The sequence below is a fragment of the Agromyces mangrovi genome (genome assembly GCF_030296695.1).
Lineage (GTDB): Bacteria > Actinomycetota > Actinomycetes > Actinomycetales > Microbacteriaceae > Agromyces > Agromyces mangrovi.
The window spans coordinates 676,862-703,250 of record NZ_AP027737.1; the positions used below are offsets into that span (position 1 = coordinate 676,862).

Genomic DNA, 26,389 nt, shown 5'->3' on the forward strand with positions numbered 1-26,389 from the left:
TCCGCTCGCTCAGCCCTCGGCGCGCAGCCGGGCGACCTCGTAGAGGGTGACGGATGCCGCGATGCCGGCGTTCAGCGACTCGGTCGCCGCGTGGATCGGGATCGAGACGATCGCGTCGCAGGTCTCGGTGACCAGGCGCGAGAGCCCCTTGCCCTCGCTGCCGACGACCACGACGATGGGCCGGTCGGCGAACGAGAGGCCGGGCAGGCTCACGTCGCCGCCGCCGTCGAGGCCGAGCACGAAGACCCCGCGCTCCTTGAGCGCCTTGAGCGTCTGGGTGAGGTTCGAGGCCATCGCTACGGGCACGCGCGCGGCGGCGCCGGCCGAGGTCTTCCACGCCGACGCGGTGACGCCCACCGAGCGACGCTGCGGCACGATCACGCCCTGCCCGCCGAACGCGGCCGTCGACCGGATGATCGCACCCAGGTTGCGCGGATCGGTGATGCCGTCGAGCGCCACGAGCAGCGGGAGCTCGTCCCGCTCGAGCAGCTCGTCGAGCAGCTCGATCGGGTGCGCGTACTCGTAGGGCGGCACCTTGAGCGCGAGGCCCTGGTGCACGCCGCCCTCGCCCGCGAGCCGGTCGAGCTCGGGGCGCATGACCTCCATGACCGGGATGCCGCGGTTGGTCGCGACCTTGAGCGCCTCGCGCACGCGGTCGTCCATCTCGACGCGCGCGGCGACGTAGAGCGTCGAGGCCGGGATCTTCGCGCGCAGCGCCTCCACCACGGCGTTGCGGCCGGTCACGATCTCCGACTCGTCGCCCGACTTCGAACGCCGCGAGGCACCGGACGCGCCGCGGGGCGCGCCCTTCTGGCCGCCCTGGCCGCCCTGCTTCGCGGCGCGCCGCTCGGCCTGCACCTTGCGCTTGTGGGCCGGGTGGTACTCCCGGTCCTCCGCCTTGGGCGTCGGGCCCTTGCCCTCGAGCGCCTTGCGCCCGTGCCCGCCGGTGCCGGTCGTGGCGCCCTTGCCCTTCTTGCGCACGGCTCCCGCACGCGACTTGCCGCTGCTGCCCTTCATGTGCCGAGACTCCAATGCGTTCCGTGGGCCGTGTCCTCGAGGGTGATGCCGGCGCCGGTGAGCTCGGCGCGGATGCGGTCGGCCTCACCGTAGTCCTTCGCCTCGCGCGCCGCCTGCCGGTCGTCGAGGAGTCGGGTGACCAGCGCGTCCAGGGCGCCGACCGCAGCCGACTCGTCCTGTCCCCGCCGGTATGCGGGGTCGCGCGGGTCGATGCCGAGCACCTCGGCCATCGCGCGCACCTCGGCGTGGGCGCGCGCCGCCGCCGGCAGGTCGGCCGAGTCGAGCGCCTGGTTGCCCGCGCGCACCGTCTCGTGCAGCACGGCGAGCGCCTGCGGCACGCCGAGGTCGTCGTCCATCGCCTCCCCGAACGCGTCGGGCACGACCTCTGCCGCGGTGCCGGCGAACCGGGTGCCCGCGAGCCGGCGTTCCGCCCGCTCGAGGAAGCCGGTGATGCGCTCGAGCGCGGCCTCGGCCTCGCCGATCGACGCGGGCGAGTAGTCGAGGGTCGAGCGGTAGTGCGCCTGGCCGAGCAGGTACCGTACGACGAGCGGCCGCGCACGACCGAGGAGGTCGGCCGCGTAGACCGAGTTGCCGAGCGACTTCGACATCTTCTGGCCCGAGACGTTCACGAGCCCGTTGTGCACCCAGTACTCGGCGAACTCGTCGCCCGCCGCGGTCGACTGGGCGAGTTCGTTCTCGTGGTGCGGGAAGCGCAGGTCGAGCCCGCCGCCGTGGATGTCGAAGTGCTCGCCGAGGTAGCGCCTGGACATCGCGGAGCACTCGATGTGCCAGCCGGGGCGCCCCGCGCCCCACGGCGACTCCCAGGAGGCATCCGCCGGCTCCTCGGGCTTGTGCCCCTTCCACAGGGCGAAGTCGCGCTCGTCGCGCTTGCCGCGCGGGTCCGCGTCGGCGGCCGCCTCCATGTGGTCGCGGCTCTGGCGGGTGAGCGCGCCGTACGCCGGCCACGACGACGTGTCGAAGTAGACGTCGCCCGAGCCGTCGGGCGCGGGGTACGCGTGGCCGCGGTCGACGAGCCGCGCGATGATGTCCACCATCTGCGTGACGCTCGCGGTCGCGCGCGGCTCGTACGTCGGCGCGAGGATGCCGAGGCGCTGGTACGCGGCGGTGAACTCGAGCTCGTACCGGTACGCCAGCGCCCACCAGCGCTCGTCGGACTCGGACGCGTTGACGAGGATCTTGTCGTCGATGTCGGTCACGTTGCGCACGAAGGTGACGTCGAAGCCGCGGTACCCGAGCCAGCGGCGCAGCAGGTCGTAGACGAGCGCGCTGCGCAGGTGGCCGATGTGCGGGCTCGACTGCACGGTCGGACCGCAGACGTACATGCCCACGTGCCCCTCGCGCAGCGGCGTGAAGTCGCGCAGCGACTGTGCCTTCGAGTCGTAGATGCGCAGTGTCACGCCAGCAAGCCTACCGGCGGGGGCCGGCGCTCACCGTGGCATGACGAGCGCGGTCGCGATCGCCGCGACGCCCTCGCCGCGGCCCGTGAACCCGAGGCCGTCGGTGGTGGTCGCCGACACGCTCACGGGCGCGCCGACCGCGTCCGACAGCACGCCCTCCGCCTCGGCACGGCGCGGCGCGAGCTTCGGCCGGTTGCCCACGACCTGCACCGAGACGTTCGCGACCCGCCAGCCGGCCGCGTCGAGTCGGCGCACCGTCTCGGCGAGGAACACCGTGCCGTGCGCCCCCGCGAGCCGCGGGTCGTCGGTGCCGAACATGCCGCCGATGTCGCCGAGGCCCGCCGCCGAGAGCAGCGCGTCGCAGATCGCGTGGGCAGCGGCGTCGCCGTCGCTGTGCCCGGAGAGGCCCCGCGCCCCCGGCCAGTGCAGGCCCGCCAGCCAGAGTTCGTCGGAGTCGTCGCCGAACGCGTGCACGTCGACCCCCTGGCCCACGCGCGCCGCCGGGGCCGTCGGGGCGACGAGCTGCTCGGCCCGGCGCAGGTCGGCCGGCACGGTGATCTTGAACGACCGCGCGTCGCCCGGCACGACCTCCACCTCGAGACCGGCGGATGCCACGAGGGCGGCGTCGTCGGTGTGCTCGTCCCTCGCGTCGGCGTAGGCGCGCTCGAGCGGCTCGCGCGGGAACCCCTGCGGCGTCTGCACGGCGGCGAGCTCGGACCGGTCGACGGTCTCGAGCACGCTGCGGCCCTCGACCCGCTTGATCGTGTCGATCACGTCGAGCACGGGGATCACGCCGCAGTCGCGCGCGCGGACGGCCGCGACGACCTCGTCGAACACGGCGCTCGGCGTGAACGGCCGGGCCGCGTCGTGCACGAGTACGGTGTCGACGGCGGCGGGGAGCGCAGCGATGCCGGCCGCGACCGAGACCTGCCGCGAGGGTCCGCCGGCGACCACCCTGGCGGGGAGTGCGTCGCCGAGCACGCCAGCGCAGATGTCGCGCGCGCGGTCGACGCGCGTCTCCGGCGCCACCACGACCACGTGGGCGCGCTCGGTCATTCCCAGCACGGAATGGAGCGCCCGCCCGAGGATCGTGCCGGAACCGAGCGGCACGAACGCCTTCGGCTCGTCGGCACCCAGGCGGGTGCCGCTGCCCGCGGCGACGACGATGACTCCGACGGTGGCGGTGCGCGCGTTCACGAGTCGAGGGTATCGCCCGCCGCGGCGGCGGAACGCACCCGCGTCGCGTGATGCCGCGCCCGCGAACCGGGCTCCGCTCCCGACCCCGCGGGACGCGGCGCGCGCCAGCATCGCGATACGGGCATCGCCGCCGGCACCCCGCCGCGGCACCCGCCTCCGAGAGGACCCGCCATGTCGATCCGTTCCGCCGCAGCACCCGCCCCGTCCGTGCCGACCGGACCCGTACCGCTCGCGCACGGCGGGCGCCGCACGACCGCGCGCGTCGCGAGCTGGGCCGCCGTCGCGGCGTACCTGGCGCAGTTCGGCGTCGGCGCCGCCGCGTTCGCGGCCGGTGTCGACACCGGCGATCACTCGCAGGGCCTCGGCGTCGCATCCGAGGCGCTCGGCGGGTTCGCCTTCCTCGCCGCAGCCGTCGCGCTCGCCGCCCTCGCACCCCGCGGAGTCCGGCTCGCCGCCTGGATCCCCGCGATCGTCGGTCTCGGCGCGTCGGGCGCGACGATGATCTGGGTCGTCTGGTCCCGGTTCGAGCCGCCGTTCGAGCTGTTCCTCGCGGAGGTGGCGCTGAGCGCCCTCGGCCTCATCGCGGTGGGCGTGCTCGGTGCGATCCGGCGGTCGGTCTGGCCGTGGTGGGTCGGCGTCGCAGTCGCCCTGATCATCCCGATCATGTTCCTGGTGCCGGTGAACTCGCTCCCGCTCGCGGCTGTCTGGGTCGCCGTGGCGCTCACGGCACGTCCCGCCACTCGGTCCTGATCGGCCGGTCCGCCCGCGGATACACTGCAGCCATGGCACCGGGCCCGGTGGGGCGCTTGCGGCTCGCCACGCATCGGGTCGCGATCCCGCTCGTGGCGGCCTCCGCCGTGGCGGCAGGGGTGCTGGTGCTGGTGTCGGTGCCCGCCGCATGGCGCCTGCGCACCGAGTGCGGTGGCGATGCGTGCGGGGTCGGGGCGATCGACGCCGCGGCGGCCGAGCGCCTCGCGCAGCTCGGGCTCACCGTCGACGCCTATGCGGCGACCGGCCTCGCCATGCTGCTGATCGTCACCGGCGCATGCCTCGCGGTCGCGCTGCTGCTGGTGCGCGGTGCCGCCGCGGCCCCGCGCCGCCGCGGCGCCCTGCTCGCCGCGCTCGCCCTCACCGCCATCGCCGTCGCGTTCCCGCAGGTCGTGCCCGCACTCGTCGCCGAGCACCCGGGCCTCGAGTGGCTCGGCATCGTGTCCGACGGGTCGATCCTGCTGCTGGTCTGGTGGATCGCCGGGTTCCCGGACGGCACGGTGGGCGGCCGGCTCGCCGGTGCGCTGGTCGCCGTCGCGGGCGCCTGGGTCGTGCTGGTGCCGGTCACGGCGGGCAGTGCGGCGAACGTGCTCGTCGTCGTGGGCGGCTCCGCCGTCGTCGCCGCGCTCGCCGTGGCGACCATCGTCCGCCAGCTGGTGCGCGGCGACGAGGCGAGCCGGCGGCTCGCGCGCGGCACCTACGGGGCGTGCGGCGCGGCCCTGCTCGCACTCGCGGTCGCCGCTGCACTGCAGGCCGCGGGCCTCGCCCCCACGGGCAGCGGCGCCGACCTCGTCGTCCAGGTCGTGCTCGTCGCGGCGTTCGCCGCCGTCCCGGTCGCCGTCGCCTCGGCCGTGCTGCGCCGCGGGCTCTGGGGCTCGGCCGCCCCCGTCGCTCGCGTCGTCGCGGCGACCGCGGTCGCGCTCGCCGCGGTCGCCGCGTTCGTCCTCGGCGCCGCACTGCTGGGGGCCGCCGGCGCAGAACCGGCGGTCGCTCTCACCGTACCGGCGGCACTTCTCGCGGTCGTGCTGCCCGCGCTCGACCGCATCGCGCTGCGCGCGGCCCGGCGCATGCTGACCGGGAGCGACTCCGATCGTCGTCGGGCGCTCGCGCAGCTGAGCTCGGGGCTCGCACTCGCGGCGTCGACCTCGCTCGCCCCCGACGCCGTCTCCTCCGCCCTGCGCGACGCGACGGGCGCCGACCGGGCCGAGATCCTGGTCGGCGAGGACTCGGGCGAGGACTCGGGCGGCGCCCTCGGCGCGGGCACCACGCTGCCGCTCGTGCACGACGGCCGCCGCGAGGGACTGCTGGTGCTGTACACGGCCGACCGCGGGGACCCGCTCGACCCGCCGCTGCTCGCCGCCCTCGAGCCGGTGCGCGCCCACCTCGCTGCGGCGCTGCACGGTCACCGTCTCGCCCGCGAGCTCGAGGCGTCACGACGGGCACTGCTCACCGCGCGCGAGGACGAGCGCCGCAGGGTGCGCGACGACCTGCACGACGAGCTCGGCCCGACGTTGGCCGCCGCGTCCATGACGCTGGGCGCGGCCGCGAGGAGGCCGTGCGCGATCCGGGCGCCGCGTCCCGACTCGTCGGCGATGCGCAGGCGCAGCTCGCGGCGGCGACCGACGACGTCCGGAGGATCGTGCGCGGGCTCCGCCCGCCCGCGCTCGACGACGTCGGGCTCGCCGGTGCCATCCGCGCATACGCCGAAGCGGCGACCGGCACGATGCGGGTCGCGATCGCGTCGGACGCACTCGACGGGCTCCCGGCGGCGACCGAGGCGGCCGCCTACGCGATCGCGATGGAGGCGATCACGAACGCGGTGCGCCACTCGGGAGCGACACGATGCGATGTCGCGCTCCGGCGCGGAAGCGACGACCTGGTGCTCCGGATCGAGGACGACGGGCGCGGCACCGACGAGCGCGGCGCCGACCGGCGCGGCACCGACGGGCGCGGCACCGACGAGCGCGGCACCGACGATACGACGGCCGGACTCGGCATCGCGTCCATGCAGCGCAGGGCGCGAGAGCTCGGCGGCGTCGTCCTCGTCGAGCACGCACCGACCGGCACCACGGTCGTGGCCCGGCTCCCGATCGCAGCCGGAGTCGCGGCGCCGGAGCCGGCGTCGTCGACCGAGACGGCCCGCACATGAGCGAGACGATCCGCGTCGCCATCGCCGACGACCACGCGCTGTTCCGCCGCGGTGTGCGGGCGATGCTCACCTCGGTGGACGGCATCGAGGTGGTCGCGGAGGCCGCAGACGGCGACGACGCCGTCCGCATCGCGGTCGTGGACGCACCCGACGTGCTGCTCCTGGACATCCGGATGCCCCGCCGCGGCGGCATCGACGCGATCCGCGACATCCGCTCGCGGGCGCCCGGTGTTCGCATCGTGATGCTCACGATGCTCGATGCCGACGAGGCCGTCGCCGCAGCCCTCCGGGATGGGGCGACCGGGTTCGTGTTGAAGGGCGCCGACCCCGATGAACTCGTGCGGGTCGTGCGTGCCGCCGCGCGCGGCGAACTCCTGTTCGGGGCGAGTATCGCCGAGCGCGCGGCGAGCCTGCTGCGACCGGCGTCCGGTCCGTGGCGTCCGCCCCTGCCGCAACTGCGGGAGCGCGAGCGCGAGGTGCTCGACCTCGTCGCCGCGGGCCTGCCGCCGTCGGAGGTCGCCCGCCGCCTGCACGTGAGCGTGAAGACGGTCAGGAACGTGCTCGCCGCCGTTCCCGCGCGCCTCGGCGTGGAGACGCGCGACCAAGCGGTCGCGATGGCACGCGACGCAGGGCTCGGCCGCGGCTGACGACGGCCCGCATGCGCGGACCGGCATCCCGCCGGAGCAGCGCCGCAGCTAGGAGGCGAGGACCTCGTCGAGCACGGTCGAGGCCTGCTCCTCGTCGGTCTTCTCCGCGAGGGCGAGCTCCGAGATGAGGATCTGGCGTGCCTTGGCGAGCATGCGCTTCTCACCGGCGGACAGGCCGCGGTCCTGGTCGCGGCGCCACAGGTCGCGCACGACCTCGGAGACCTTGATCACGTCACCCGAGGCGAGCTTCTCCAGGTTCGCCTTGTAGCGGCGGGACCAGTTCGTGGGCTCCTCGGTGAACGGGGCGCGCAGCACCTCGAAGACCTTGTCGAGGCCTTCCTTGCCGATGACGTCGCGCACGCCGACCAGGTCGACGTTCTCTGCGGGGACCTCGATGACCAGGTCGCCCTGCGTGACGTTCAGCTTGAGGTAGAGCTTCTCTTCACCCTTGATGATCCTCTTCTTCACCTCGGTGATCGTTGCGGCTCCGTGGTGGGGATAGACGACAGTCTCGCCGACCTCAAAAAGCATGAATATATGTCCTTTCGGCAACGTTCAGGATACCACAGCACCTCCGTGCTAGGGTTCGCTCCCCCACCTTCGCGCCCGCGCGCGCGAGGCCCGGGGCGGGGTCGCGCGGGCCTCATCGGCTAGACTCTGACGCGACTCAACCGCGCGCGCACTCGTGCGCGCGCACCCCGGACTTGGAGGTTCAGTGAAGGCGCGTCTCGCGGCATCCGTCGCCCTTGCCCTCGGCATCGCACTCGCGGGCACGGGATGCTCGATGATCACCTATCAGGCCACCACCGAGCAGTACGACGCGAGCGACGGCGTGAGCGCCGACGTGGGCGAGCTCGACCTCCGCAACGTCCTCGTGATCTCCGAGGACGGCGAGTCGGGCAACCTGCTCATGACCGTGGTGAACAACGGCGCGGACGACGTCGAGCTCTCGGTGCAGTACGCCGGCGGCGGCACCACCGAGATCGTCCCGATCGATGCCGGCTCGATCGTCGTGTTCGGCACCGGCGACGCCGAGACCGAGGAGCAGGTCGAGCCGACGCTGCTCACCGGCATCGACACCGAGCCCGGTGCGATGATGCCGATCTACTTCCAGTACGGCGGCGAGCCTGGCGTCGAGGTGCAGGTGCCGGTGCTCGACGGCGGCCTGCCGGAGTACGCCGCGTACGTGCCCTGACGCGCGGCGCCCTCCGCCACGGGCCTGAAGGCCCGCCCCTCGGCTACGCCTCGAAGCGGTAGCCGAGCCCGCGCACCGTCACGAGCATGACCGGGTCCGACGGCGTGTGCTCGATCTTCGACCGGATGCGCTTGATGTGCACGTCGAGCGTCTTCGTGTCGCCGAAGTAGTCCGACCCCCACACGCGGTCGATCAGCTGCCCGCGCGTGAGCACCCGGCCGGCGTTGCGCATGAGCAGCTCGAGCAGCTCGAATTCCTTCAGCGGCATGGAGATCTCGTCGCCGTCGACCGCGACGGTGTGGCGCTCGACGTCCATGCGCACTCGCCCGGCCTCGAGGATGCGGTCGTCGAGGTCCTCGTCGTCGACGCGGCGGCGCAGCACGGCGCGGATGCGCGCGAGCAGCTCGCGCGTCGAGTAGGGCTTCGTGACGTAGTCGTCGGCGCCGAGCTCCAGCCCGACGACGATGTCCACCTCGGAGTCCTTCGCGGTGAGCATGATGATGGGCACGCTCGACCGGGCGCGCAGCTCGCGGCACACCTCGGTGCCGGGCAGGCCCGGCAGCATGAGGTCGAGCAGCACCAGGTCGGCGCCGGCGCGATCGAACGCGGTCACGGCGCCGGCGCCGTCGCCGGCGACCTCCACCTCGTAGCCCTCGCGCTCGAGCAGGTAGCTGAGCGGTTCGCTCAGCGCGACCTCGTCCTCGACGAGCAGGATGCGTGTCACGTGCGTGTCTCCTCGGGTGATGCGGACACGGCGTCCGCGGCAGTGGATGGGTTCGACGGCGGCGCCGGGACGGCCGCAGCCTCGGGCAGGCGGATGGTGAACGTCGAGCCGCGCCCCGGCCGTGACCAGACGCGCACGTCCCCACCGTGGTTCTGCACCGTGTGCTTGACGATCGCGAGGCCGAGCCCGGAACCGCCCGTGTCGCGTGCGCGTGCCTGGTCGACGCGGTAGAAGCGCTCGAACACGCGGTCGAGGTCGGCCTCGGCGATGCCGATGCCCTGGTCGGTCACGGCGATCTCGACCACCCCGTCGGCGGACCGGTACACGCCGACCCCGACCCGCGACCCCTCGTGCGAGTAGGTGAGCGCGTTCGCGACCAGGTTGTGCACCGCCACGCGGAGCAGGGCCTCGTCGCCGTAGACGGCGGCCTTCGACTTGGCCTTGATGGCGATGTCGACGCGCTTCGACGCCGCGATCACCCGGTTCTGGTCGACCGCCTGGCGCACGAGCGCGTCCACCTCGATGCGCTGGGCGGACTCCACCGCCTCATGCGCCTGCAGGCGGGAGAGCTCGATGATCTCGTTGGTGATGCGGCCGAGTCGCGCCGACTCCTCGGTGAGCCGCTGCGCGAACCGCCGCACCTGGCCCGGGTCGTCGGCGGCGTGGTCGAGCGCCTCGGCGAGCAGGGTGACCGAGGCGATCGGGGTCTTCAGCTCGTGGCTGATGTTCGCCACGAAGTCGCGCCGCACGTCGTCGAGCCGGTTCGCCTCGGTGCGGTCCTCGGCGAGCAGCATGACGTACCGCGTGCCGAGGCGCGCGGCGCGCACCCGCAGCTGCAGGGTCGTGTCGCCGATCGGCCCGCGCACGACGCGCAGCTCCTCGGTCGTCGCCTCGCCAGAGCGGCGGACCCGGTCGACGAGCGAGACGAGCTCCGCGTGCACGAGCGCGCGGTCCCAGACGAGGCCCATGGCGAGGGCACCGGGCGACGCCTTCAGCACGTTGTTCGACGGGTCGAGCACCACGCCCGCGGTCTCGAGCGCGTCGAGCATCTGGTCGATCCCGTCGGGGATCGTCGGATTGACCACACGTGCCGCGCGCGAACCGCGTCGCTCGGCGACCAGGAAGACGACCACGAACGCCGCCCCGATCACGATGCCCACCGCGAGCGCGGCGAGCACCAGCCAGGTGGACTCCATGACCCTCATCGTACGTACTCGGTGGGGGGCGGCTTGCACGCGGGCCCCCGGACGGCGCTACTTTAGAGTCTGTTCAGGGTCCCGGCACGTTCCGTTCACCTTCGGCGGCGACCATGTCGTGGGCGAGCGAGGTTCGCCCGTGCCCGAGTCACGAAACCCGAGAAGAGGGATGTCGAAGCATGCGCGAAGTCTTCCAGCAGGAGATGCGTGACGTCCAGGACCGCCTGGTGGAGATCGCGGAACGCGTCGCCGAATCGATCGAGAAGGCCACCCGCGCGTTCAACGAGTCGAACGTCGCACTCGCCGAGGAGGTCATCGCCGGCGACCCGCTCATCGACGAGGCCGCGCTGCAGCTCGACGAGCTCACGATCACGATCCTGGCCCGCCAGCAGCCGGTCGCCCGCGACCTGCGCATCACGGTGAGCGCGCTGCGCGTCAGCGCGTCGCTCGAGCGCATGGGCGACATCGCACGGCACATCGCGCAGCTCGCCCGCTACCGGTTCCCCGACAAGGTGGTGCCGAAGTCGCTGCGCCCCACCTTCTCGGAGATGGGCCGCATCGACGTCGAGCTCGCCACCAAGCTGGTCGAGCTGCTCCGCACGCAGGACGTCGAGATCGCCGAGGCCATCCGCGAGCAGGACGACGAGCTCGACGACCTGCACCTCAGCGTCTTCGAGAAGGTGCTCAGCGAGACCTGGAGCGGCGAGGCCGCGTCGACCGTCGACGCGACGCTCGCGAGCCGGTACCACGAGCGGTTCGGCGACCACGCGGTGTCGATCGCGAAGAAGGTGCAGTACCTGGCGACCGGCGACTGGGACGTCGACCGCACGCCGGAGGCGTAGGCGCTGCGCGGAGGGGAATTCCGCAGGGGAAGGCGAAGGGCGACGGATGCAGCAGCATCCGTCGCCCTTCGTCGTGTCGTGGGTGGCGTTACTTCTTGCCCTGCGCGGCGACCGCGGCAGCGCCCGCGGCGGCGGCCTCGGGGTCGAGGTACTCGGCCGGCTTCAGCGGCATCAGGTCCTCGCCGAGGGTGTAGACCAGCGGGATGCCGGTGGGGATGTTGAGGCCGGCGATGTCGTCGTCGGAGATGCCGTCGAGGTGCTTCACGAGGGCGCGGAGCGAGTTGCCGTGGGCGGCGACCAGCACCGTCTTGCCGGCACGGAGGTCGTCGGCGAGCGGGCCCTCCCAGTACGGCATCATGCGCGCGATGACGTCCTTCAGGCACTCGGTGCGGGGCAGCTCGTCGTCGGCGAGCCCGGCGTAGCGCGCGTCGCCGACCTGCGACCACTCGGCGTCGTCGTCGATCGGGGGCGGCGGCACGTCGAACGAGCGACGCCACTGCATGAACTGCTCCTCGCCGTACTTCTCGAGGGTCTCGGCCTTGTCGAGGCCCTGGAGTGCGCCGTAGTGGCGCTCGTTGAGGCGCCACGAGCGCTGCACGTCGATCCACAGGCGGTCGGCCTGCTCGAGCGCGATGTTCGCGGTGACGATCGCACGCTTCAGCACGGAGGTGTGCACCACGTCGGGGAGCACGCCCTGCTCGGCGAGCAGCTCGCCGGCACGCTGGGACTCGGCCTTGCCGATGTCGGTCAGGCCGACGTCGACCCACCCCGTGAAGAGGTTCTTCTGGTTCCATTCGCTGTTGCCGTGCCGCAGCAGCACGAGCGTGTAGGGAGCTGGCATGCCCCCAGACTAGCGCCGCGGGCATGCGGCGCGAGCGCTGGCAGACTGGGCCCATGCCGGTGGGTTCGATCACGCGCGGGACGACGAACGCGAACCGGCTGCGCCGCTTCGATCGCTGGATCGCGGCCCAGCCGGCGCTGCGGCGCGCGGCCGACCCGTTGGTCGTCGACCTCGGCTACGGGGCGAGCGCGGTGACCCCGCTCGAGCTGCACCGGCGGCTCGCCGCGGTGCGCCCGGAGGTCGAGGTGCTGGGGCTCGAGATCGACCCCGCCCGCGTGCGGCGCGCCCGTGAGCAGCTCGCGGAGGTGCTGGCCGGGGGCACGGCGTTCGACCCCGAGGCATCCGTCTCGTTCGCCCTCGGCGGGTTCGAGGTGCCGGTTCCGGGCGACCGGGCGCCGTGCGTGATCCGCGCCTGCAACGTGCTGCGGCAGTACGACGAGTCCGAGGTCGCCGACGCCTGGGCCATGCTGACCGGGCGCCTCGCGCCGGGCGGGCTGGTCGTCGAGGGCACGTGCGACGAGCTCGGGCGCATCGCCGCGTGGGTGGGTCTCGACACCGGCGGGCCGCGCACGTTCACGATCTCGCTGCGGCTCGCCGGGCTGGAGGCGCCGTCGATCGTCGCCGAGCGCCTGCCCAAGGCGCTCATCCACCGCAACGTGCCGGGCGAGCGCGTGCACGAGCTGCTGCGCGCCCTCGATCGGGCGTGGACGGTGCATGTGCCGCTGTCGGTGTACGGTCCGTCGCAGCGGTGGATCCGCACGGTGCAGTCGCTCCGCGACGCGGGCTGGCCGGTCGCGGACGGCGTGCGGCGGTGGCGGCTCGGCGAGGTCACGGTCGACTGGTCGGCGGTCGCGCCGACGTAGGCGGGTCGCGACGACCCGAGCGGATGCCGCGGGGCCGGCGCTCAGAGGCGGGCGAGCGCGTCCCGCGCGTCGGCCACGTCGAGGCCCGTGGCCATGAGCACGTCCACGAGGTACGGGCGCAGCGCGTGCACGACGTTCCGGTCGGAGACCGGGCCCGCCGCGGGGACGATGCGCTCGGGGTCGAGGTGCTTGGCGATCTCGATCGCGGCCTGGCGTGCCACGGGCAGCTGCTCGACATCGCCCATCGCGTCGGCGAGCAGCCCGACGGCGACCGACGTGCGGGTGAACAGTTCGGCGAGCTCGGGGCGGGCGGCGCCGTCGCGCAGCGCGAAGGCCGTGCGACGCGAGACGACGCGCAGGTTGCGGGTGGCGAGCTCGAGCCCCGTGAGCATGGTGCGCTGGCGGTCGAGGTCGTACCGGCTGCGACGGCCGAACGGCGAGATGCGGGCGATCGCGACGCCCGAGTCGACGGCTGCGGTCCAGGCGTCGACCACGGGCTGGGTCGAGCGCGCGCGGGAGAGCGCCCGGTCCGCGGCATCCGCATCGCCCGCCCGCATCGCCTCGGCGAACGCCTCGAGCACCGCGACGTGCTCGTGCACGAGCCGGCGCCCCTCGCGGGCGGCCGTGCGGCGCGGGTCGCGCGGGATGATCGCGGTCGCGACCAGCGCGAACGCGCCCGCGACGAGGCCGTCGATCGTGCGCGTGAACGGTCCGCCCTCCGGGAGCGGCATGAGCATGACCAGCGTGCACTGCAGCGCCGCCGCGACCGCGAACGCGGCCGACGGGGAGACGAGGCGGGCGACGAGCATGGTGACCGCGAGCGCGAGGGCGTACTGCGGGATGCCCTGTCCTGCGACGAGCAGCAGCACCTCGGCGAGCGCGATGCCGAGCGTCATGCCCACCACGGTCTCGAGCACGCGGATCGGCCGGGCGTCGCGCACGAAGCCGAGCGACGAGATCACCACGATCGCCGCGATGAGCGGACGCTCGTGGCCGAGCACGAACGACGCGAACGCGTAGGCGGCGACGGCGGTCACCGTGATCTGCAGCACCGCCGGCGCCGCGTCGACCATGCGGCGCACGTCGACCGTGCGCGCGAGGCCGCGGAGGTTCACCGCCGGGCGCCGAGCCTCGGCAGTCGGGGCACCTCGACCGCGGCGCCCGCGCCCGACGGCACGACCGCGACCTGGGAGGCGGCCACGTCGATGTCGTGCGACTCGACGATCAGCTCGATGTCGTCGGGCACCGCGCGCTTGACGACCGCGAGGGCGATCGGGCCGAGCTCGTGGTGCAGCGCGCTGGAGGTGATCGTGCCCACCGCGCGGCGTTCGGCCTCGGCCTCGGGGCGCTGCTTGATCGCGGAGACGACCTCGCCGTGCGCGGGCAGCACGGTGTCGGAGCCGTCGAGGTGCAGCATCACGAGTCGCCGGGGCGGCCGGCCGAGGTTGTGCACCTTGGCGACCGTCTCCTGCCCGCGGTAGCAGCCCTTCGACAGGTGCACGGCCGTGCGCAGCCAGTCGAGCTCGTGCGGCAGCGAGCGGTCGTCGACCTCGGTCGCGAAGCGGGGGCGCCAGGCCGCGATGCGCAGTGCCTCGGCGGCGAGCGAGCCGGCCATCCGCACGGTGCCGGCACGGGCGGCGGCGGCGAGCGCCGGGAGCGCGTCGCGCGGCACGAGCAGCTCGCTCCATTGCCAGTCGGCGGCGGGGTGCTCGGGGTCGGTCGCGTACTGGAACCCGCCGGCGACCACGTGCGCCCACGGGTCGCGCCAGACGAGCGCAACGTCGTTCGGCGCGGCGACCGCGACGCCGTCGGGCAGGAGCGCCGCGGGGTCGTCGGCCGCGGTGGCGAGCACGGCGAACTCGTCGGTGGCCACCGAGACCTCGACGCGGAGCATGAATCGCATGCGGTCGAGCCAGGAGCCGAGCGCGTCGGCGTCGCCGCCCTCGGCGACCAGCCAGGTGGCGACGCCGTCGTCGAGCACGTGCACGGCGTGCTCGACGTGGCCGCCGGCGTCGAGGAACAGCGCCTCCGCCGGCTCCCCCGGTGCGAGGCGCGCGAGCGACTGGCTCGCCATCGAGTCGAGCCAGCTCAACCGGTCGGGGCCCTCGACGCGCACGACGCCGCGGCCCGAGCAGTCGACGATCGCGAGCCCGCGCTCGAGGTCGCGCTGCTCGACGATCGGGTTGCCGTAGTGCGCGGGCACGCCCTGGTCGACGCCCTCCGCGGGGACGGCGCCGGGCACGGCGAGGAGCGGGGAATCGGCCATCAGCCGACCTTCGCCAGTCGGGCCGAGGCGTGGGTGCGGAGGTCCTGCCCGAGCGCCGCGATGTCCCACGCCCAGAGCAGGTGGCTCTCGACGAGCCCGTAGAGGCGGGTTGCTGCGGCGTAGGGCTTCGCACCCTCGGCGCGCACGACCGCGTCGGTCGCGAGGTCGATGCGCGGGCCCGCGACCCGGCCGAGGTAGAGCTCGCCGACGCCGTCGGGGTGCACGAGCTGCACCTGGAGGTCGAAGCCGTCGGCGTCGTTGCGCAGCGTCTCGACCGACTCGGCGTCGGCGTACGCGGTCGGCGCGCTCGCAGGCAGCATCCCCGGCCCGGCATCGCCGTCGCCGAGCTGCCGGGCGAGCCGCCAGTAGCCGATCTCGGAGGGCAGCTCGCGGGCCGAGCCCTCGGGCGCGTCGAGCAGCCACGCGACCGAGGAGTACTGCAGCACCGGCTGGCCGTCGTGCGCGAACTGCACGCGCTGGCCGAACTCGTACGTCACGGTCTCGTCGCCGACGCGGTAGTCGATGACGCCCGTGCCCTCCCAGGTGCCGACGAGCCAGGACAGCGGGACGAGTTCCGCCGGCAGGTCGACGGGGATCTCGAGCATCGTGCTAGCGCTGCCCCGTGAACAGCTTGTAGACGACGACGCCGCTGACCCACGCGATCGCCACGCTCGCGAGGCCGAGCAGTCCGAGGAACACGAGTTCGAGGGCGAAGAGGGAGGACTCCATGCGCCGAGTCTAGCCGCTCAGCGCCACCTGGAGGACGCGCACGAGCACGGCGGCGGCCACGATCAGCACGGCACCGCCGAGGCTGTCGCGCACGCGCGCCAGGTAGCCGGCGGGCGTGCGCGTCGCGAGCTGGAGCGCGAGCGCGAGCACCACGCACCCGCCCAGGCTCACCGACAGCCAGGCGATCGGCTGCTCGGGCGCGAGCACCAGCACGAGGGCGGATGCCACGAGCGCGACCGCCCACACGGGCACCACGCTCGACCACCACAGCCGGTCCGCGGCACGCTCGTCCATGTCGTCCACTCCCCGGGCCCCGCGTCGAGCGACCCCGGAGGTCAGGATAGTATGGCCGGACCTTACTACTGGAGGGTCTGCGTGGCGCAGCTGTTGATCTTGACGTCGGCCGCCGACAACGACGTGCTCCCCGCCCTCGCCCTCCTCACGCATCGCGTTCGCGTCATCCCGGCGTCGCCGGACCAGCTCGTGCGCGCACCCGACTCCGACCTCGTCTTCGTCGACGCGCGGTCGAACCTCGCGGGTGCGAAGGCGCTCTGCCAGATCCTGCGCACGACCGGGCTGAGCGTGCCCCTCATCCTCGTCGTGACCGAGGGCGGCCTGACGGCGGTGAGCCCGGACTGGGGCGTCGACGACGTGGTCCTCGAGTCGGCGGGCCCGGCGGAGGTCGACGCGCGCGTGCGCCTCACGATCGGCCGCGCCGCCACCGCGCCGGCGTCCGAGCGCATCCAGACCTCCGGCGTGGTGATCGACGAGGCGAGCTACTCGGCGAAGGTGCACGGCAAGCCGCTCGACCTCACCTACAAGGAGTTCGAGCTGCTGCGTTTCCTCGCCGCGCATCCGTCCCGCGTGTTCACCCGCGAGCAGCTGCTCAGCGAGGTGTGGGGCTACGACTACTTCGGCGGCACGCGCACGGTCGACGTGCACGTGCGGCGCCTGCGCGCGAAGCTCGGCGACCTCGAGGGGCTCATCGGCACCGTGCGCAACGTCGGCTACCGGTTCAACGTCCACGAGGAGGACGAGCGCGACCTGCCCGTCTCGGCGAGCTGACGGCGCCCCGGCGAACGTGTAACCGGGCGTTCACGCCGGCGGCCACACCCCGGCGACGCCGGTGGCATGATGAGGGGATGAACGCCGACGCCACCCTCACCGAGAGCGAAGAGCGGACCAGCAGCGACTTCGACGACGACTTCGAGCCGCTCGACACCGCGGGCGCACCCGAACTCCCCGACGCCCGCTACCTCGACCGCGAGCTGAGCTGGCTGGCGTTCAACCAGCGGGTGCTCGAACTCGCCGAGGACCCGACGCTGCCGGTGCTCGAGCGCGCGAACTTCCTCGCGATCTTCGCGTCGAACCTCGATGAGTTCTTCATGGTGCGGGTCGCCGGCCTGAAGCGCCGCATCACGACCGGCCTCGCGGTGCCGACCAACGTCGGGCGCGCGCCGGCCGACGTGCTGAGCGACATCTCCCAGGCGGCGCACGAGCTGCAGGAGCGGCATGCGCGCGCCTACCAGGAGCTGGTCCGCCCGGCACTCGCCGATGCCGGCGTGCGCATCGTCGCCTGGCACGACCTCGGCGAGGCCGAGCAGGAGCGGCTCGACGACTACTTCGCGGCGCAGATCTTCCCGGTGCTCATGCCATTGGCGGTCGACCCGGCGCATCCGTTCCCCTACATCTCGGGTCTCTCGCTGAACCTGTCGGTGCGCGTGCGCAACAGCCGTACCGGCAGGCAGGAGTTCGCGCGCGTGAAGGTGCCGCAGATGCTGCCGCGCTACATCAAGGTGAGCGACGAGGAGACCGTCGACGACGCCCGCTACATCTCGCTCGAGTCGCTCATCGCGAACCATCTCTCCGACCTCTTCCCGGGCATGGACGTGCTCGACCACCACGTCTTCCGCGTCACCCGCAACGAGGACGTGGAGATCGAGGAGGACGAGACCGAGAACCTGATCAAGGCGCTCGAGAAGGAGCTCCTCCGACGCCGGTTCGGGCCGCCCATCCGCCTCGAGATCACCGACGACATGGACGACGTGACGCTGGGCCTGCTGGTGCGCGAGCTCGACGTGACCGAGCAGGAGGTCTACCGCCTGCCCGCACCGCTCGACCTCGGCGGCCTGTTCGACATCGCGAAGATCGACCGCCCCGACCTGCACTACCCGCCGCACGTGCCCACGACCGCGCTGCAGCTGCGGCCGTCGGAGTCGAACCTCGACGCCGACGTGTTCGCCGCGATCGACCGGCGCGACGTGCTCGTGCACCACCCGTACGAGTCGTTCGCGACGAGCGTCCAGGCGTTCCTCGAGCAGGCGGCCGCCGACCCCGACGTGCTGGCGATCAAGCAGACGCTCTACCGCACCTCGGGCGACAGCCCCATCATCGAGGCGCTCATCGACGCCGCCGAGGCGGGCAAGCAGGTGCTCGCACTCGTGGAGATCAAGGCCCGGTTCGACGAGGCCGCGAACATCACCTGGGCGCGCAAGCTCGAGAAGGCCGGCGTGCACGTCGTGTACGGACTCGTCGGGCTGAAGACGCACTGCAAGCTCGCGCTCGTCATCCGCCAGGAGAAGGGCGAGCTGCGCCACTACAGCCACATCGGCACGGGCAACTACAACCCGAAGACGAGCCGGCTGTACGAGGACATGGGGCTGTTCACCGCCGACGGGCAGGTCGGCAAGGACCTCACGCGCCTGTTCAACGAGCTGTCGGGCTACGCGATCGAGAAGAAGTTCAAGCGTCTGCTGGTCGCGCCGCTGCACCTGCGGAAGGGGCTGCTGAAGCGCATCGCGCAGGAGGCGCGCAACGCCGAGGAGGGCAAGCCCAGCGGCATCCGCATCAAGGTCAACTCGATGGTCGACGAGGCGATCATCGACGCGCTCTACCGCGCGTCGAACGCGGGCGTGCCGGTCGAGGTGTGGGTGCGCGGCATCTGCAGCCTGAAGCCGGGCGTGCCGGGCATGAGCGAGCACATCCGGGTGCGGTCGGTGCTCGGCCGCTACCTCGAGCACTCGCGCATCTTCTCGTTCCACAACGACGGCGAGCCGGAGGTGTTCATCGGCAGCGCCGACATGATGCACCGCAACCTCGACCGCAGGGTCGAGGCGCTCGTGCGCCTCACCGACCGCGGCCACATCGCCGAGGTCGGGGCGAATTTCGACAAGGCCATGGACGACGGCACGTCGTCGTGGTGGCTCGGCGCGGACGGCGTCTGGGAGCGGCACTCGACGGACGCGGAGGGACGCCCGCTGGACGACCTGCAGAACTGGCTCATGCAGCAGATCGGCCAGCGCACCCGCACGGGAACCCGACGGTGAGCGCGGCCGCCGTCTACGCGGCCGGGGCCGTCTGCTGGCGGTGGATCGACGGGCGCATCCACGTGCTCGTCGTGCACCGCACGCAGCAGGGCGACGTCACCATCCCCAAGGGCAAGGTCGACCCCGGCGAGAGCCTCCCGCAGACCGCGGTGCGCGAGATCAAGGAGGAGACCGGCCTCTCGATCGCGCTCGGGGTGCCGCTCGGCGAGATCCGCTACCTCATGCCGAACGGTCGCGAGAAGGTCGTGCACTACTGGGCGGGCGAGGTCACCGACGACGCCATCCGGAGGTCGACCTTCGTGCCGAACGGCGAGATCGCGGCACTCGAATGGGTCACGCTCAAGCGCGCCCGGAGCTACCTGAGCTACGAGTCCGACGTCGTGCTGCTCGAGCGGTTCGCGGCGCTGGTCGACGACGGGGTGACGAGCACGGTGCCGCTGATCGTGCTGCGGCACGGCAAGGCCAGGTCGCGCAGCGGTTGGGGCAAGAAGGACGACTCGGCGCGGCCGCTGGTCGCGCGCGGCGTCGCGCAGGCCGCCGCGCTGGCGCCGACGCTCGCAGCCTGGTCGCCGACCCGCATCGTGTCGAGTCCGGCCGTGCGCTGCGTGACGACGGTCGCGCCCCTGGCGGCCGACGCGCACATCGAGATCAAGCGCAGCGACGACCTCTCGCAGGCGTCGTGGGAGGCGGGCACCGCGAACGTCCGGCGGGTCGTCGGCAAGCGGGTGCGCGCCCGCAAGCCGGCCGTCATCTGCAGCCACCGGCCCGTGCTGCCGGACATCATGCGCGAGATCGCGCTCGCGACCGGCACGCCGATCGGCACCTACGCCGAGGATGCGGCCGAGATGGATGCCGGCGGGTTCAGCGTCGTGCACCTCTCGACCGAGAACCCGGCGTCCGGGATCGTCGCGCTCGAGACGCATCCCGCGCGCCCCTGACTCCGGGTCGGACCACCCGCTGGTTCCGTGCCGTTCACCTCCCGTTCACCGATGGGGAGACGACGCGTCACTCGTGCTGCGTACCGTCGCTCGCGTGCCGGAGATCTCCGGCCGTCACCTGCATCCGAACCCGGAAGGGAATCACGTGAATCTCAAGCGTTTCGGCGCCCCCGCCGCAATCGCCGCCGCCGCAGCACTCGCGCTCAGCTCCTGCGCGGCCAACGAGGGAGGCTCCTCGTCCGACGACACCACCGACTCGTCGCTCTCCGGCACCCTCGTGGGTGCAGGCGCCTCGTCGCAGGGCTCCGCTCAGGAGGCCTGGATCGCCGCGTTCCAGACCGCGAACCCCGACGTGACCGTCAACTACGACCCGTCGGGCTCGGGCGCCGGTCGCGAGACGTTCCAGGAGGGCGCCAGCGACTTCGCCGGTTCCGACCGTGCGTTCAACGACGAGGAGATCGCCGAGGGCAACTTCCAGGCCTGCGCTCCCGACACGAACATCATCGAGCTGCCGCTGTACATCTCGCCGATCGCCGTGATCTTCAACCTCGAGGGCGTCGAGACGCTGAACCTCGACGCCGACACCCTCGCCGGCATCTTCGGCGGCGAGATCACCAACTGGAACGACGACGCGATCGTCGAGCAGAACGACGGCGTCGAGCTGCCCGACCTGGCCATCACCGCCGTGCACCGTGCCGACGACTCGGGCACCACCGAGAACTTCACCGAGTACCTCGGTGCGGCTGCTCCCGACTTGTGGACCTACGAGGCCGACGGCGTCTGGCCGTTCGAGGGCGGCGAGGCCGCCCAGGGCACCTCGGGCGTCGTCGACGCCGTGACCAACGGCACCGGCACCATCGGCTACGCCGACGCGTCGCGCGCCGGCGACCTCGGCACCGTCGCGGTCAAGGTCGGCGAGGAGTACGTGCCGTACTCGCCCGAGGCCGCTGCCGCGATCGTCGACGCGTCGCCGTTCGTCGAGGGCCGCTCGGAGTTCGACCTCGCGATCGAGCTCCAGCGCGACACGACCGAGTCGGGCACCTACCCGATCGTGCTGGTCAGCTACCTCGTCGCCTGCGAGCAGTACGCCGACTCGGCCAACGTCGAGCTCGTGAAGGCGTACCTCGGCTACATCGCCAGCCCCGAGGGCCAGGACGCGTCGGCCGAGTCCGCCGGTTCGGCTCCGATCTCGGAGAACCTGCGCGAGCTCGCCACCGCTGCGATCGACTCGATCCAGTAATTCGGCATAGGTTGGAGCCCGACCCCGTGAGAGGCGTTTCGCACGGGGTCGGGCTCCACCGGCCCGGCCTCCAGCCCGCACCATTGACGACGAGGATCCGAACCCGATGACGACGACCACCCAGGCCCCTCCCATCCGGGGCAAGCAACGAGCAGGCGACCGCGTCTTCTCGGGATCGGCCGTCTTCGCCGGCGCGATGATCCTGGTGACGCTCGGCGCCGTCGCGATCTTCCTGATCGTCCAGTCGGTCCCGGCACTGTTCGCCACCTCCGAGAACGCGTCGATCCTCACCACCAACTTCTGGGACTACGTCTGGCCGCTGCTGTTCGGCACGGTCTGGGCCGCCGCCCTCGCGCTCATCATCGCGACGCCGCTCTCCATCGGCATCGCGCTCTTCATCTCGCACTACGCTCCGCGCCGCCTCGCCTCGGCGCTCGGCTACATCGTCGACCTGCTCGCCGCCGTGCCGTCGGTCGTCTTCGGCCTCTGGGGCATCGGCGTGCTGGCCCCGGCGGTCCAGCCGCTGTACAGCTGGCTCGTCGACAACATGGGCTGGTTCCCGCTCTTCGCCGGCCCGGTCTCCGGCACCGGCCGCACCATCCTCACCGCCGCCGTCGTGCTCGCCGTGATGGTGCTGCCGATCATGACCGCCATCAACCGCGAGGTCTTCCTGCAGACGCCGGTGCTGCACGAGGAGGCCGCGCTCGCCCTCGGCGCGACACGCTGGGAGATGATCCGCACCGCGGTCCTCCCGTTCGGCGCCCCGGGCATGCTCTCCGCCGGCGTGCTGGGCCTCGGCCGTGCGCTCGGCGAGACCATGGCGGTCGCCATGGTGCTGTCGGCCACCGGCGCCGTCACCTTCCAGCTGCTCACCTCGGTGAACCCCTCCACCATCGCGGCGAACATCGCCCTGAGCTTCCCCGAGGCGTACGGCATCAACATCAACGTGCTGATCGCGACCGGCCTCATCCTCTTCATCGTCACGTTCGGCGTCAACGCGCTCGCCCGCTGGGTCGTGAGCCGCCGCAAGGAATTCTCGGGAGCGAACTGATGGCCACCACGACCACCCGACCCGCTGCCTCCTCGACCTCGGTCGAGAACTCGCTCGCAGCGGCGAAGCTCCCCACCTACGCCCTCTGGATCGTCTTCGGCGTCTCGTTCGCCGTGGTCGGCGCCGTGCTGCTGCTGATCGCGATCGCCTCCGAGTCCGAGTTCAACTACGCCGGCTGGCTCATCATCGGCGGGCTCCTCTACGCGCTCAGCACCTGGCTGTTCTCCTCGCTCGTCGAGGGACGCCGCCGCGGCATGGACCGCTTCATCACGGCGCTCGTGATCGGGGCGTTCGTCATCGCGATGATCCCGCTGATCTCGGTCACCTGGACCGTGGTCAGCCTCGGCGCGGCCCGATTCGACATCGAGTTCTTCTCCTACTCGATGCGCAACGTCACCGGCGAGGGCGGTGGCGCCCTGCACGCCATCATCGGCACGCTCGAGATGACCGGCATGGCCGCGCTCATCTCGATCCCGATCGGCCTCATGACCTCGATCTACCTGGTCGAGTACGGCCGCGGCGCCGTCGCGCGCGGCATCACCTTCCTCGTGGACGTCATGACGGGCATCCCCTCGATCGTCGCGGGCCTGTTCGCCTACTCGCTGTTCTCGATCTTCCTCGGACCCGGCACCCGTACCGGCTTCGCCGGATCGATCGCCCTCGCGGTGCTGATGATCCCGGTCGTCGTGCGCTCGAGCGAGGAGATGCTGCGGCTCGTGCCGAACGAGCTCCGCGAGGCCTCCTACGCGCTCGGCGTGCCGAAGTGGCTCACGATCGTGAAGGTCGTGCTGCCCACCTCGATCGCCGGCATCACGACCGGCATCATGCTCTCGATCGCGCGCGTCATCGGCGAGACCGCCCCGCTGCTCATCGCCGCGGGCTTCACCGCGAGCATGAACTACAACCTGTTCGAGGGCCGCATGAGTTCACTCCCCGTGTTCGTGTACACGCAGTACGCGAACCAGGGCAACCCGCCCGAGGCCTACCTCGATCGGGCGTGGGCCGGTGCGCTCACCCTGATCATCATCGTCATGGCCCTCAACCTCGTCGCGCGCCTCGTCGCCCGCACCTTCGCCCCGAAGACCGGCCGTTAGGGCCAGCAAAGGAAACCCGTGTCCAAGCGCATCGAAGTCAACGACCTCAACGTCTACTACGGCAAGTTCCGCGCCGTGGAGGGCGTGAGCCTCGAGATCGAACCCCGCTCCGTCACGGCCTTCATCGGGCCGTCCGGCTGCGGCAAGACCACCTTTCTCCGCACGCTCAACCGCATGCACGAGGTCACCCCCGGGGCATCCGTCGAGGGCGAGGTGCTCATCGACGGCAACAACCTGTACGGCCAGGGCGTCGACCCGGTGCTCGTGCGTCGCCAGGTGGGCATGGTCTTCCAGCGCCCGAACCCGTTCCCGACCATGTCGATCCGCGAGAACGTGCTGGCGGGCGTGAAGCTCAACAACCGCCGCATCTCGAAGAAGGACGCCGACGACCTCGTCGAGCAGTCGCTGCAGGGCGCCAACCTCTGGAACGAGGTCAAGGACCGCCTCGACCGCCCCGGCTCGGGCCTCTCGGGCGGCCAGCAGCAGCGCCTCTGCATCGCGCGCACCATCGCGGTCTCCCCCGAGGTCATCCTCATGGACGAGCCGTGCTCGGCCCTCGACCCGATCTCGACGCTCGCGATCGAGGACCTCATCGAGGAGCTGAAGAAGGAGTACACGATCGTGATCGTGACCCACAACATGCAGCAGGCCTCGCGCGTGTCCGACAAGACCGCGTTCTTCAACATCGCCGGCACCGGCAAGCCCGGCAAGCTCATCGAGTACGACGACACCACGACGATCTTCTCCAACCCGACCCAGAAGTCGACCGAGGACTACGTCTCGGGCCGCTTCGGGTAGGCAGGGCCCGGCAGAAACAGTCGGATGCCTCGGGGACGCGCTCCCCGGGGCATCCGTCGTTTCCCCATCCGTGCAGAAAAGCGTGCAGATTTCTCCACCTCCACCCCCTGCCGGGCCGCCGCGCGCGCTGCTAGCGTGGGGGCCACCCGGTGCCGGACCCACCCCTTCGGCACCGCCCGCGATCGCACACCAGCGGTGAGCAGATGGATGCGCGGCGCACCGCGCCGCCCCACACGGCAGACCGCTCGGCGAGACGACTCCCGGCTGGTCGCCGACCCGCACCCGGCGATGGCGCACGCGTGCGCCCGCGACCCCCACGGAGGACCCGACGATGAGCATCGACGACATCACCAGCACGACGCACACCCGCACCCCGATCACCCTCACCGACGCCGAGATCTTCGCCGCGCACGACGGCGGCAAGCTCGAGATCGCCCTCAGCTCGCCGCTCGAGACGAAGCGCGACCTGTCGATCGCCTATACGCCGGGCGTCGCGCAGGTGAGCCGCACCATCCGCGACGCCCCCGAGGCGGCGCGCCAGTACACCTGGGCGAGCCGGCTCGTCGCCGTCGTGAGCGACGGCACGGCGGTGCTCGGGCTGGGCGACATCGGCGCGTCGGCGTCGCTGCCGGTCATGGAGGGCAAGTCGGCGCTGTTCCGCAGGTTCGGCGGGCTGAACTCCATTCCGCTCGTGCTCGAGACCACCGACGTCGACGAGATCGTCGAGACGCTCGTGCGGCTGCGGTCGAGCTTCGGCGCGGTGAACCTGGAGGACATCGCGGCGCCCCGCTGCTTCGAGCTCGAGGCGAAGCTCATCGAGGCGCTCGACATGCCGGTCATGCACGACGACCAGCACGGCACCGCCGTGGTGGCGCTCGCGGCGCTGCTGAACGCGGCGCGCATCGTGGAGCGCGAGCTGCCGTCGCTGCGCGTCGTCATCTCCGGTGCGGGGGCGGCGGGCATCGCAGTCGCCGAGATCCTGCTGCGCTCGGGCGTGGAGGACGTGGTGCTGCTCGATTCGCGCGGCATCCTGCATGCGGAGCGGCCCGGGCTCGAGGGCGTCAAGGCCGACTACGCGGTGCGCACGAACCCGCGCGGCCTCACCGGCGGCATCGACGAGGCGCTCGAGGGCGCGGACGTGTTCATCGGCGTCTCGTCGGGCACGGTGCCCGAGGAGACGATCGCCCGCATGTCGGCTGACGCGATCGTGTTCGCGCTGTCGAACCCCGACCCCGAGGTGCACCCCGACGTCGCGTCCCGGCACGCCCGCGTGGTCGCGACCGGGCGGAGCGACTTCCCGAACCAGATCAACAACGTGCTGGCGTTCCCGGGCATCTTCCGCGGTGCGCTCGACGCGGGCGCCCGCCGCATCACGCCCGAGATGAAGCTCGCGGCCGCGCACGCGATCGCCGGCATCGTGGGCGACGACCTCGCCGCCGATCGCATCGTGCCGAGCCCGCTCGACGACCGGGTCGCGCCCGCCGTGGCCGCGGCCGTCATGGCGGCCGCGGAGGCCGGGTCCGCGCTCAGTCGCGAGGACTGAGCAGGTACGCGTTGAACGCCGCGGTGCGCGGGTCGACGGGCAGGTCGCGTCCGTCGATCCGTCGCACCGGGGCGGCCATGCGGATGCTGGAGACCAGCCACGCGGCATCCGCCGTCTCCAGCTCGTCGACCGTGATGTCGCGGACCTCGGTGCGCTCGCCCGTGGCCGCGAGGTGCTCGAAGAGCGAGACCTGGGTGGTGCCTCGCAGGATCGCGCCGCTCGGTGCGGGCGTCGAGAAGACGTCGCCGTGGCGGAGGATGACCGACGAGGTCGGCCCCTCCATCACGTAGCCGTCGCTCGTCACGAACAGCGCGTCGTCGGCGCCGCGCCGGCGCGCCTCGCGGATGGCCGCCATGTTCACGGCGTACGAGAGCGTCTTCGCGCCCAGCAGCAGCCACGGGGCCCGGTCGGGCGTGCCGAGGTCGAAGCCGCGGTCGAGGGTCACGACGGCGAGTCCCTCGGTGCGTGCGCGGGTCTGGTCGGCGGCCGGGAAGGCGTGCAACCAGGCGGTGGGCGCGGGCCCGTGCTCGACGCCGCGGCTCAGCAC

The 26,389-nt window shown here is 72.4% G+C and carries 26 protein-coding genes; 14 read left to right on the forward strand and 12 right to left on the reverse strand.

Annotated features, from left to right (window positions below):
• Positions 1–9: 9 nt before the first annotated feature.
• From rlmB to ispD, 3 genes are read right to left on the reverse strand one after another with little or no spacing between them, the layout of a single operon-like run.
• Entirely contained in the window at positions 10–1,017 is a 1,008-nt protein-coding gene (gene rlmB, locus QUE38_RS03220; RefSeq protein ID WP_286310170.1) for a 23S rRNA (guanosine(2251)-2'-O)-methyltransferase RlmB, read from the reverse strand.
• The gene (cysS, locus tag QUE38_RS03225; protein ID WP_286310171.1) at positions 1,014–2,435 is read right to left on the reverse strand and encodes a cysteine--tRNA ligase; all 1,422 of its coding nucleotides are present in this window, start codon (positions 2,433–2,435) and stop codon (positions 1,014–1,016) included. The genes rlmB and cysS overlap by 4 nt, the downstream gene beginning before the upstream one ends.
• Before the next feature lie 30 nt (positions 2,436–2,465).
• Positions 2,466–3,632, reverse strand: coding sequence for a 2-C-methyl-D-erythritol 4-phosphate cytidylyltransferase (ispD, locus tag QUE38_RS03230; protein WP_286310173.1), 1,167 nt, complete (start codon positions 3,630–3,632; stop codon positions 2,466–2,468).
• 171 nt (positions 3,633–3,803) lie between these two features.
• On the opposite strand from ispD, the gene QUE38_RS03235 reads away from it, so the two are divergent.
• From QUE38_RS03235 to QUE38_RS03245, 3 genes are all read left to right on the forward strand, one after another.
• Positions 3,804–4,382 (forward strand): hypothetical protein, encoded by a 579-nt coding sequence (locus QUE38_RS03235; RefSeq protein WP_286310174.1) that lies wholly within the window; start codon positions 3,804–3,806, stop codon positions 4,380–4,382.
• Between the two features lie 1,573 nt (positions 4,383–5,955).
• The gene (locus QUE38_RS03240) at positions 5,956–6,549 is read left to right on the forward strand and encodes a sensor histidine kinase (protein ID WP_286310175.1); all 594 of its coding nucleotides are present in this window, start codon (positions 5,956–5,958) and stop codon (positions 6,547–6,549) included.
• Complete coding sequence (locus QUE38_RS03245) at positions 6,546–7,196, forward strand: response regulator transcription factor (RefSeq protein WP_286310176.1); 651 nt, start codon at positions 6,546–6,548, stop codon at positions 7,194–7,196. Before QUE38_RS03240 ends, QUE38_RS03245 begins: the two co-directional genes overlap by 4 nt.
• Positions 7,197–7,244: 48 nt before the next feature.
• Here the strand turns inward: QUE38_RS03245 and QUE38_RS03250 are convergent, their stop codons facing one another.
• Positions 7,245–7,727 (reverse strand): CarD family transcriptional regulator, encoded by a 483-nt coding sequence (locus QUE38_RS03250; protein WP_056734541.1) that lies wholly within the window; start codon positions 7,725–7,727, stop codon positions 7,245–7,247.
• Between the two features lie 184 nt (positions 7,728–7,911).
• On the opposite strand from QUE38_RS03250, the gene QUE38_RS03255 reads away from it, so the two are divergent.
• Positions 7,912–8,391, forward strand: a complete 480-nt coding sequence (locus QUE38_RS03255) for a hypothetical protein (RefSeq protein ID WP_286310181.1) — start codon at positions 7,912–7,914, stop codon at positions 8,389–8,391.
• 43 nt (positions 8,392–8,434) lie between these two features.
• Here QUE38_RS03255 and QUE38_RS03260 read toward each other — a convergent pair whose 3' ends face one another.
• Both QUE38_RS03260 and QUE38_RS03265 read right to left on the reverse strand, forming a co-directional pair.
• On the reverse strand, positions 8,435–9,115 hold the full coding sequence (locus tag QUE38_RS03260) for a response regulator transcription factor (protein WP_286310182.1): 681 nt from the start codon (positions 9,113–9,115) through the stop codon (positions 8,435–8,437).
• Positions 9,112–10,311 (reverse strand): sensor histidine kinase, encoded by a 1,200-nt coding sequence (locus QUE38_RS03265; RefSeq protein WP_286310184.1) that lies wholly within the window; start codon positions 10,309–10,311, stop codon positions 9,112–9,114. The genes QUE38_RS03260 and QUE38_RS03265 overlap by 4 nt, the downstream gene beginning before the upstream one ends.
• 179 nt (positions 10,312–10,490) lie before the next feature.
• Between QUE38_RS03265 and phoU the strand changes: the two genes are divergently transcribed.
• Entirely contained in the window at positions 10,491–11,153 is a 663-nt protein-coding gene (gene phoU / locus QUE38_RS03270; RefSeq protein WP_286310186.1) for a phosphate signaling complex protein PhoU, read from the forward strand.
• A gap of 88 nt (positions 11,154–11,241) precedes the next feature.
• On the opposite strand, the gene QUE38_RS03275 is transcribed toward phoU, so the two are convergent.
• Positions 11,242–11,994, reverse strand: coding sequence for a phosphoglyceromutase (locus QUE38_RS03275; RefSeq protein ID WP_286310189.1), 753 nt, complete (start codon positions 11,992–11,994; stop codon positions 11,242–11,244).
• Positions 11,995–12,047: 53 nt separating this feature from the next.
• On the opposite strand from QUE38_RS03275, the gene QUE38_RS03280 reads away from it, so the two are divergent.
• The gene (locus QUE38_RS03280; protein WP_286310190.1) at positions 12,048–12,857 is read left to right on the forward strand and encodes a methyltransferase domain-containing protein; all 810 of its coding nucleotides are present in this window, start codon (positions 12,048–12,050) and stop codon (positions 12,855–12,857) included.
• Positions 12,858–12,898: 41 nt separating this feature from the next.
• Here the strand turns inward: QUE38_RS03280 and QUE38_RS03285 are convergent, their stop codons facing one another.
• From QUE38_RS03285 to QUE38_RS03300, 4 genes are all read right to left on the reverse strand, one after another.
• Positions 12,899–13,972, reverse strand: a complete 1,074-nt coding sequence (locus QUE38_RS03285; RefSeq protein ID WP_286310192.1) for an FUSC family protein — start codon at positions 13,970–13,972, stop codon at positions 12,899–12,901.
• Entirely contained in the window at positions 13,969–15,123 is a 1,155-nt protein-coding gene (gene ygfZ, locus QUE38_RS03290; protein WP_286310193.1) for a CAF17-like 4Fe-4S cluster assembly/insertion protein YgfZ, read from the reverse strand. Before ygfZ ends, QUE38_RS03285 begins: the two co-directional genes overlap by 4 nt.
• The gene (locus tag QUE38_RS03295) at positions 15,123–15,728 is read right to left on the reverse strand and encodes a nitrobindin family protein (RefSeq protein ID WP_286310194.1); all 606 of its coding nucleotides are present in this window, start codon (positions 15,726–15,728) and stop codon (positions 15,123–15,125) included. The genes ygfZ and QUE38_RS03295 overlap by 1 nt, the downstream gene beginning before the upstream one ends.
• 133 nt (positions 15,729–15,861) lie before the next feature.
• Positions 15,862–16,146: a hypothetical protein gene (locus QUE38_RS03300; RefSeq protein WP_286310195.1), complete on the reverse strand. Its 285-nt coding sequence runs from the start codon at positions 16,144–16,146 to the stop codon at positions 15,862–15,864.
• Positions 16,147–16,227: 81 nt separating this feature from the next.
• On the opposite strand from QUE38_RS03300, the gene QUE38_RS03305 reads away from it, so the two are divergent.
• From QUE38_RS03305 to QUE38_RS03340, 8 genes are all read left to right on the forward strand, one after another.
• On the forward strand, positions 16,228–16,917 hold the full coding sequence (locus QUE38_RS03305) for a response regulator transcription factor (protein WP_286310196.1): 690 nt from the start codon (positions 16,228–16,230) through the stop codon (positions 16,915–16,917).
• Positions 16,918–16,994: 77 nt separating this feature from the next.
• Complete coding sequence (locus QUE38_RS03310; protein ID WP_286310197.1) at positions 16,995–19,178, forward strand: RNA degradosome polyphosphate kinase; 2,184 nt, start codon at positions 16,995–16,997, stop codon at positions 19,176–19,178.
• On the forward strand, positions 19,175–20,116 hold the full coding sequence (locus tag QUE38_RS03315; protein WP_286310198.1) for an NUDIX hydrolase: 942 nt from the start codon (positions 19,175–19,177) through the stop codon (positions 20,114–20,116). Before QUE38_RS03310 ends, QUE38_RS03315 begins: the two co-directional genes overlap by 4 nt.
• A gap of 145 nt (positions 20,117–20,261) precedes the next feature.
• The gene (locus tag QUE38_RS03320; RefSeq protein ID WP_286310199.1) at positions 20,262–21,356 is read left to right on the forward strand and encodes a phosphate ABC transporter substrate-binding protein PstS; all 1,095 of its coding nucleotides are present in this window, start codon (positions 20,262–20,264) and stop codon (positions 21,354–21,356) included.
• Between the two features lie 106 nt (positions 21,357–21,462).
• The gene (pstC, locus tag QUE38_RS03325) at positions 21,463–22,407 is read left to right on the forward strand and encodes a phosphate ABC transporter permease subunit PstC (protein WP_286310200.1); all 945 of its coding nucleotides are present in this window, start codon (positions 21,463–21,465) and stop codon (positions 22,405–22,407) included.
• Positions 22,407–23,501: a phosphate ABC transporter permease PstA gene (gene pstA / locus QUE38_RS03330; protein ID WP_286310201.1), complete on the forward strand. Its 1,095-nt coding sequence runs from the start codon at positions 22,407–22,409 to the stop codon at positions 23,499–23,501. Before pstC ends, pstA begins: the two co-directional genes overlap by 1 nt.
• Positions 23,502–23,519: 18 nt before the next feature.
• Complete coding sequence (gene pstB, locus QUE38_RS03335) at positions 23,520–24,299, forward strand: phosphate ABC transporter ATP-binding protein PstB (protein WP_286310202.1); 780 nt, start codon at positions 23,520–23,522, stop codon at positions 24,297–24,299.
• A 331-nt stretch (positions 24,300–24,630) separates the two neighbouring features.
• Positions 24,631–25,842 carry an NAD(P)-dependent malic enzyme gene (locus QUE38_RS03340; RefSeq protein WP_286310203.1) on the forward strand — a complete coding sequence of 404 codons (1,212 nt, stop codon included), beginning with the start codon at positions 24,631–24,633 and terminating at the stop codon, positions 25,840–25,842.
• On the opposite strand, the gene QUE38_RS17370 is transcribed toward QUE38_RS03340, so the two are convergent.
• A complete protein-coding gene (locus QUE38_RS17370) occupies positions 25,826–26,389 on the reverse strand; it encodes an aminotransferase class IV (protein ID WP_350227524.1) in 564 nt (187 codons plus the stop codon). The two genes, QUE38_RS03340 and QUE38_RS17370, sit on opposite strands and share 17 nt — an antisense overlap.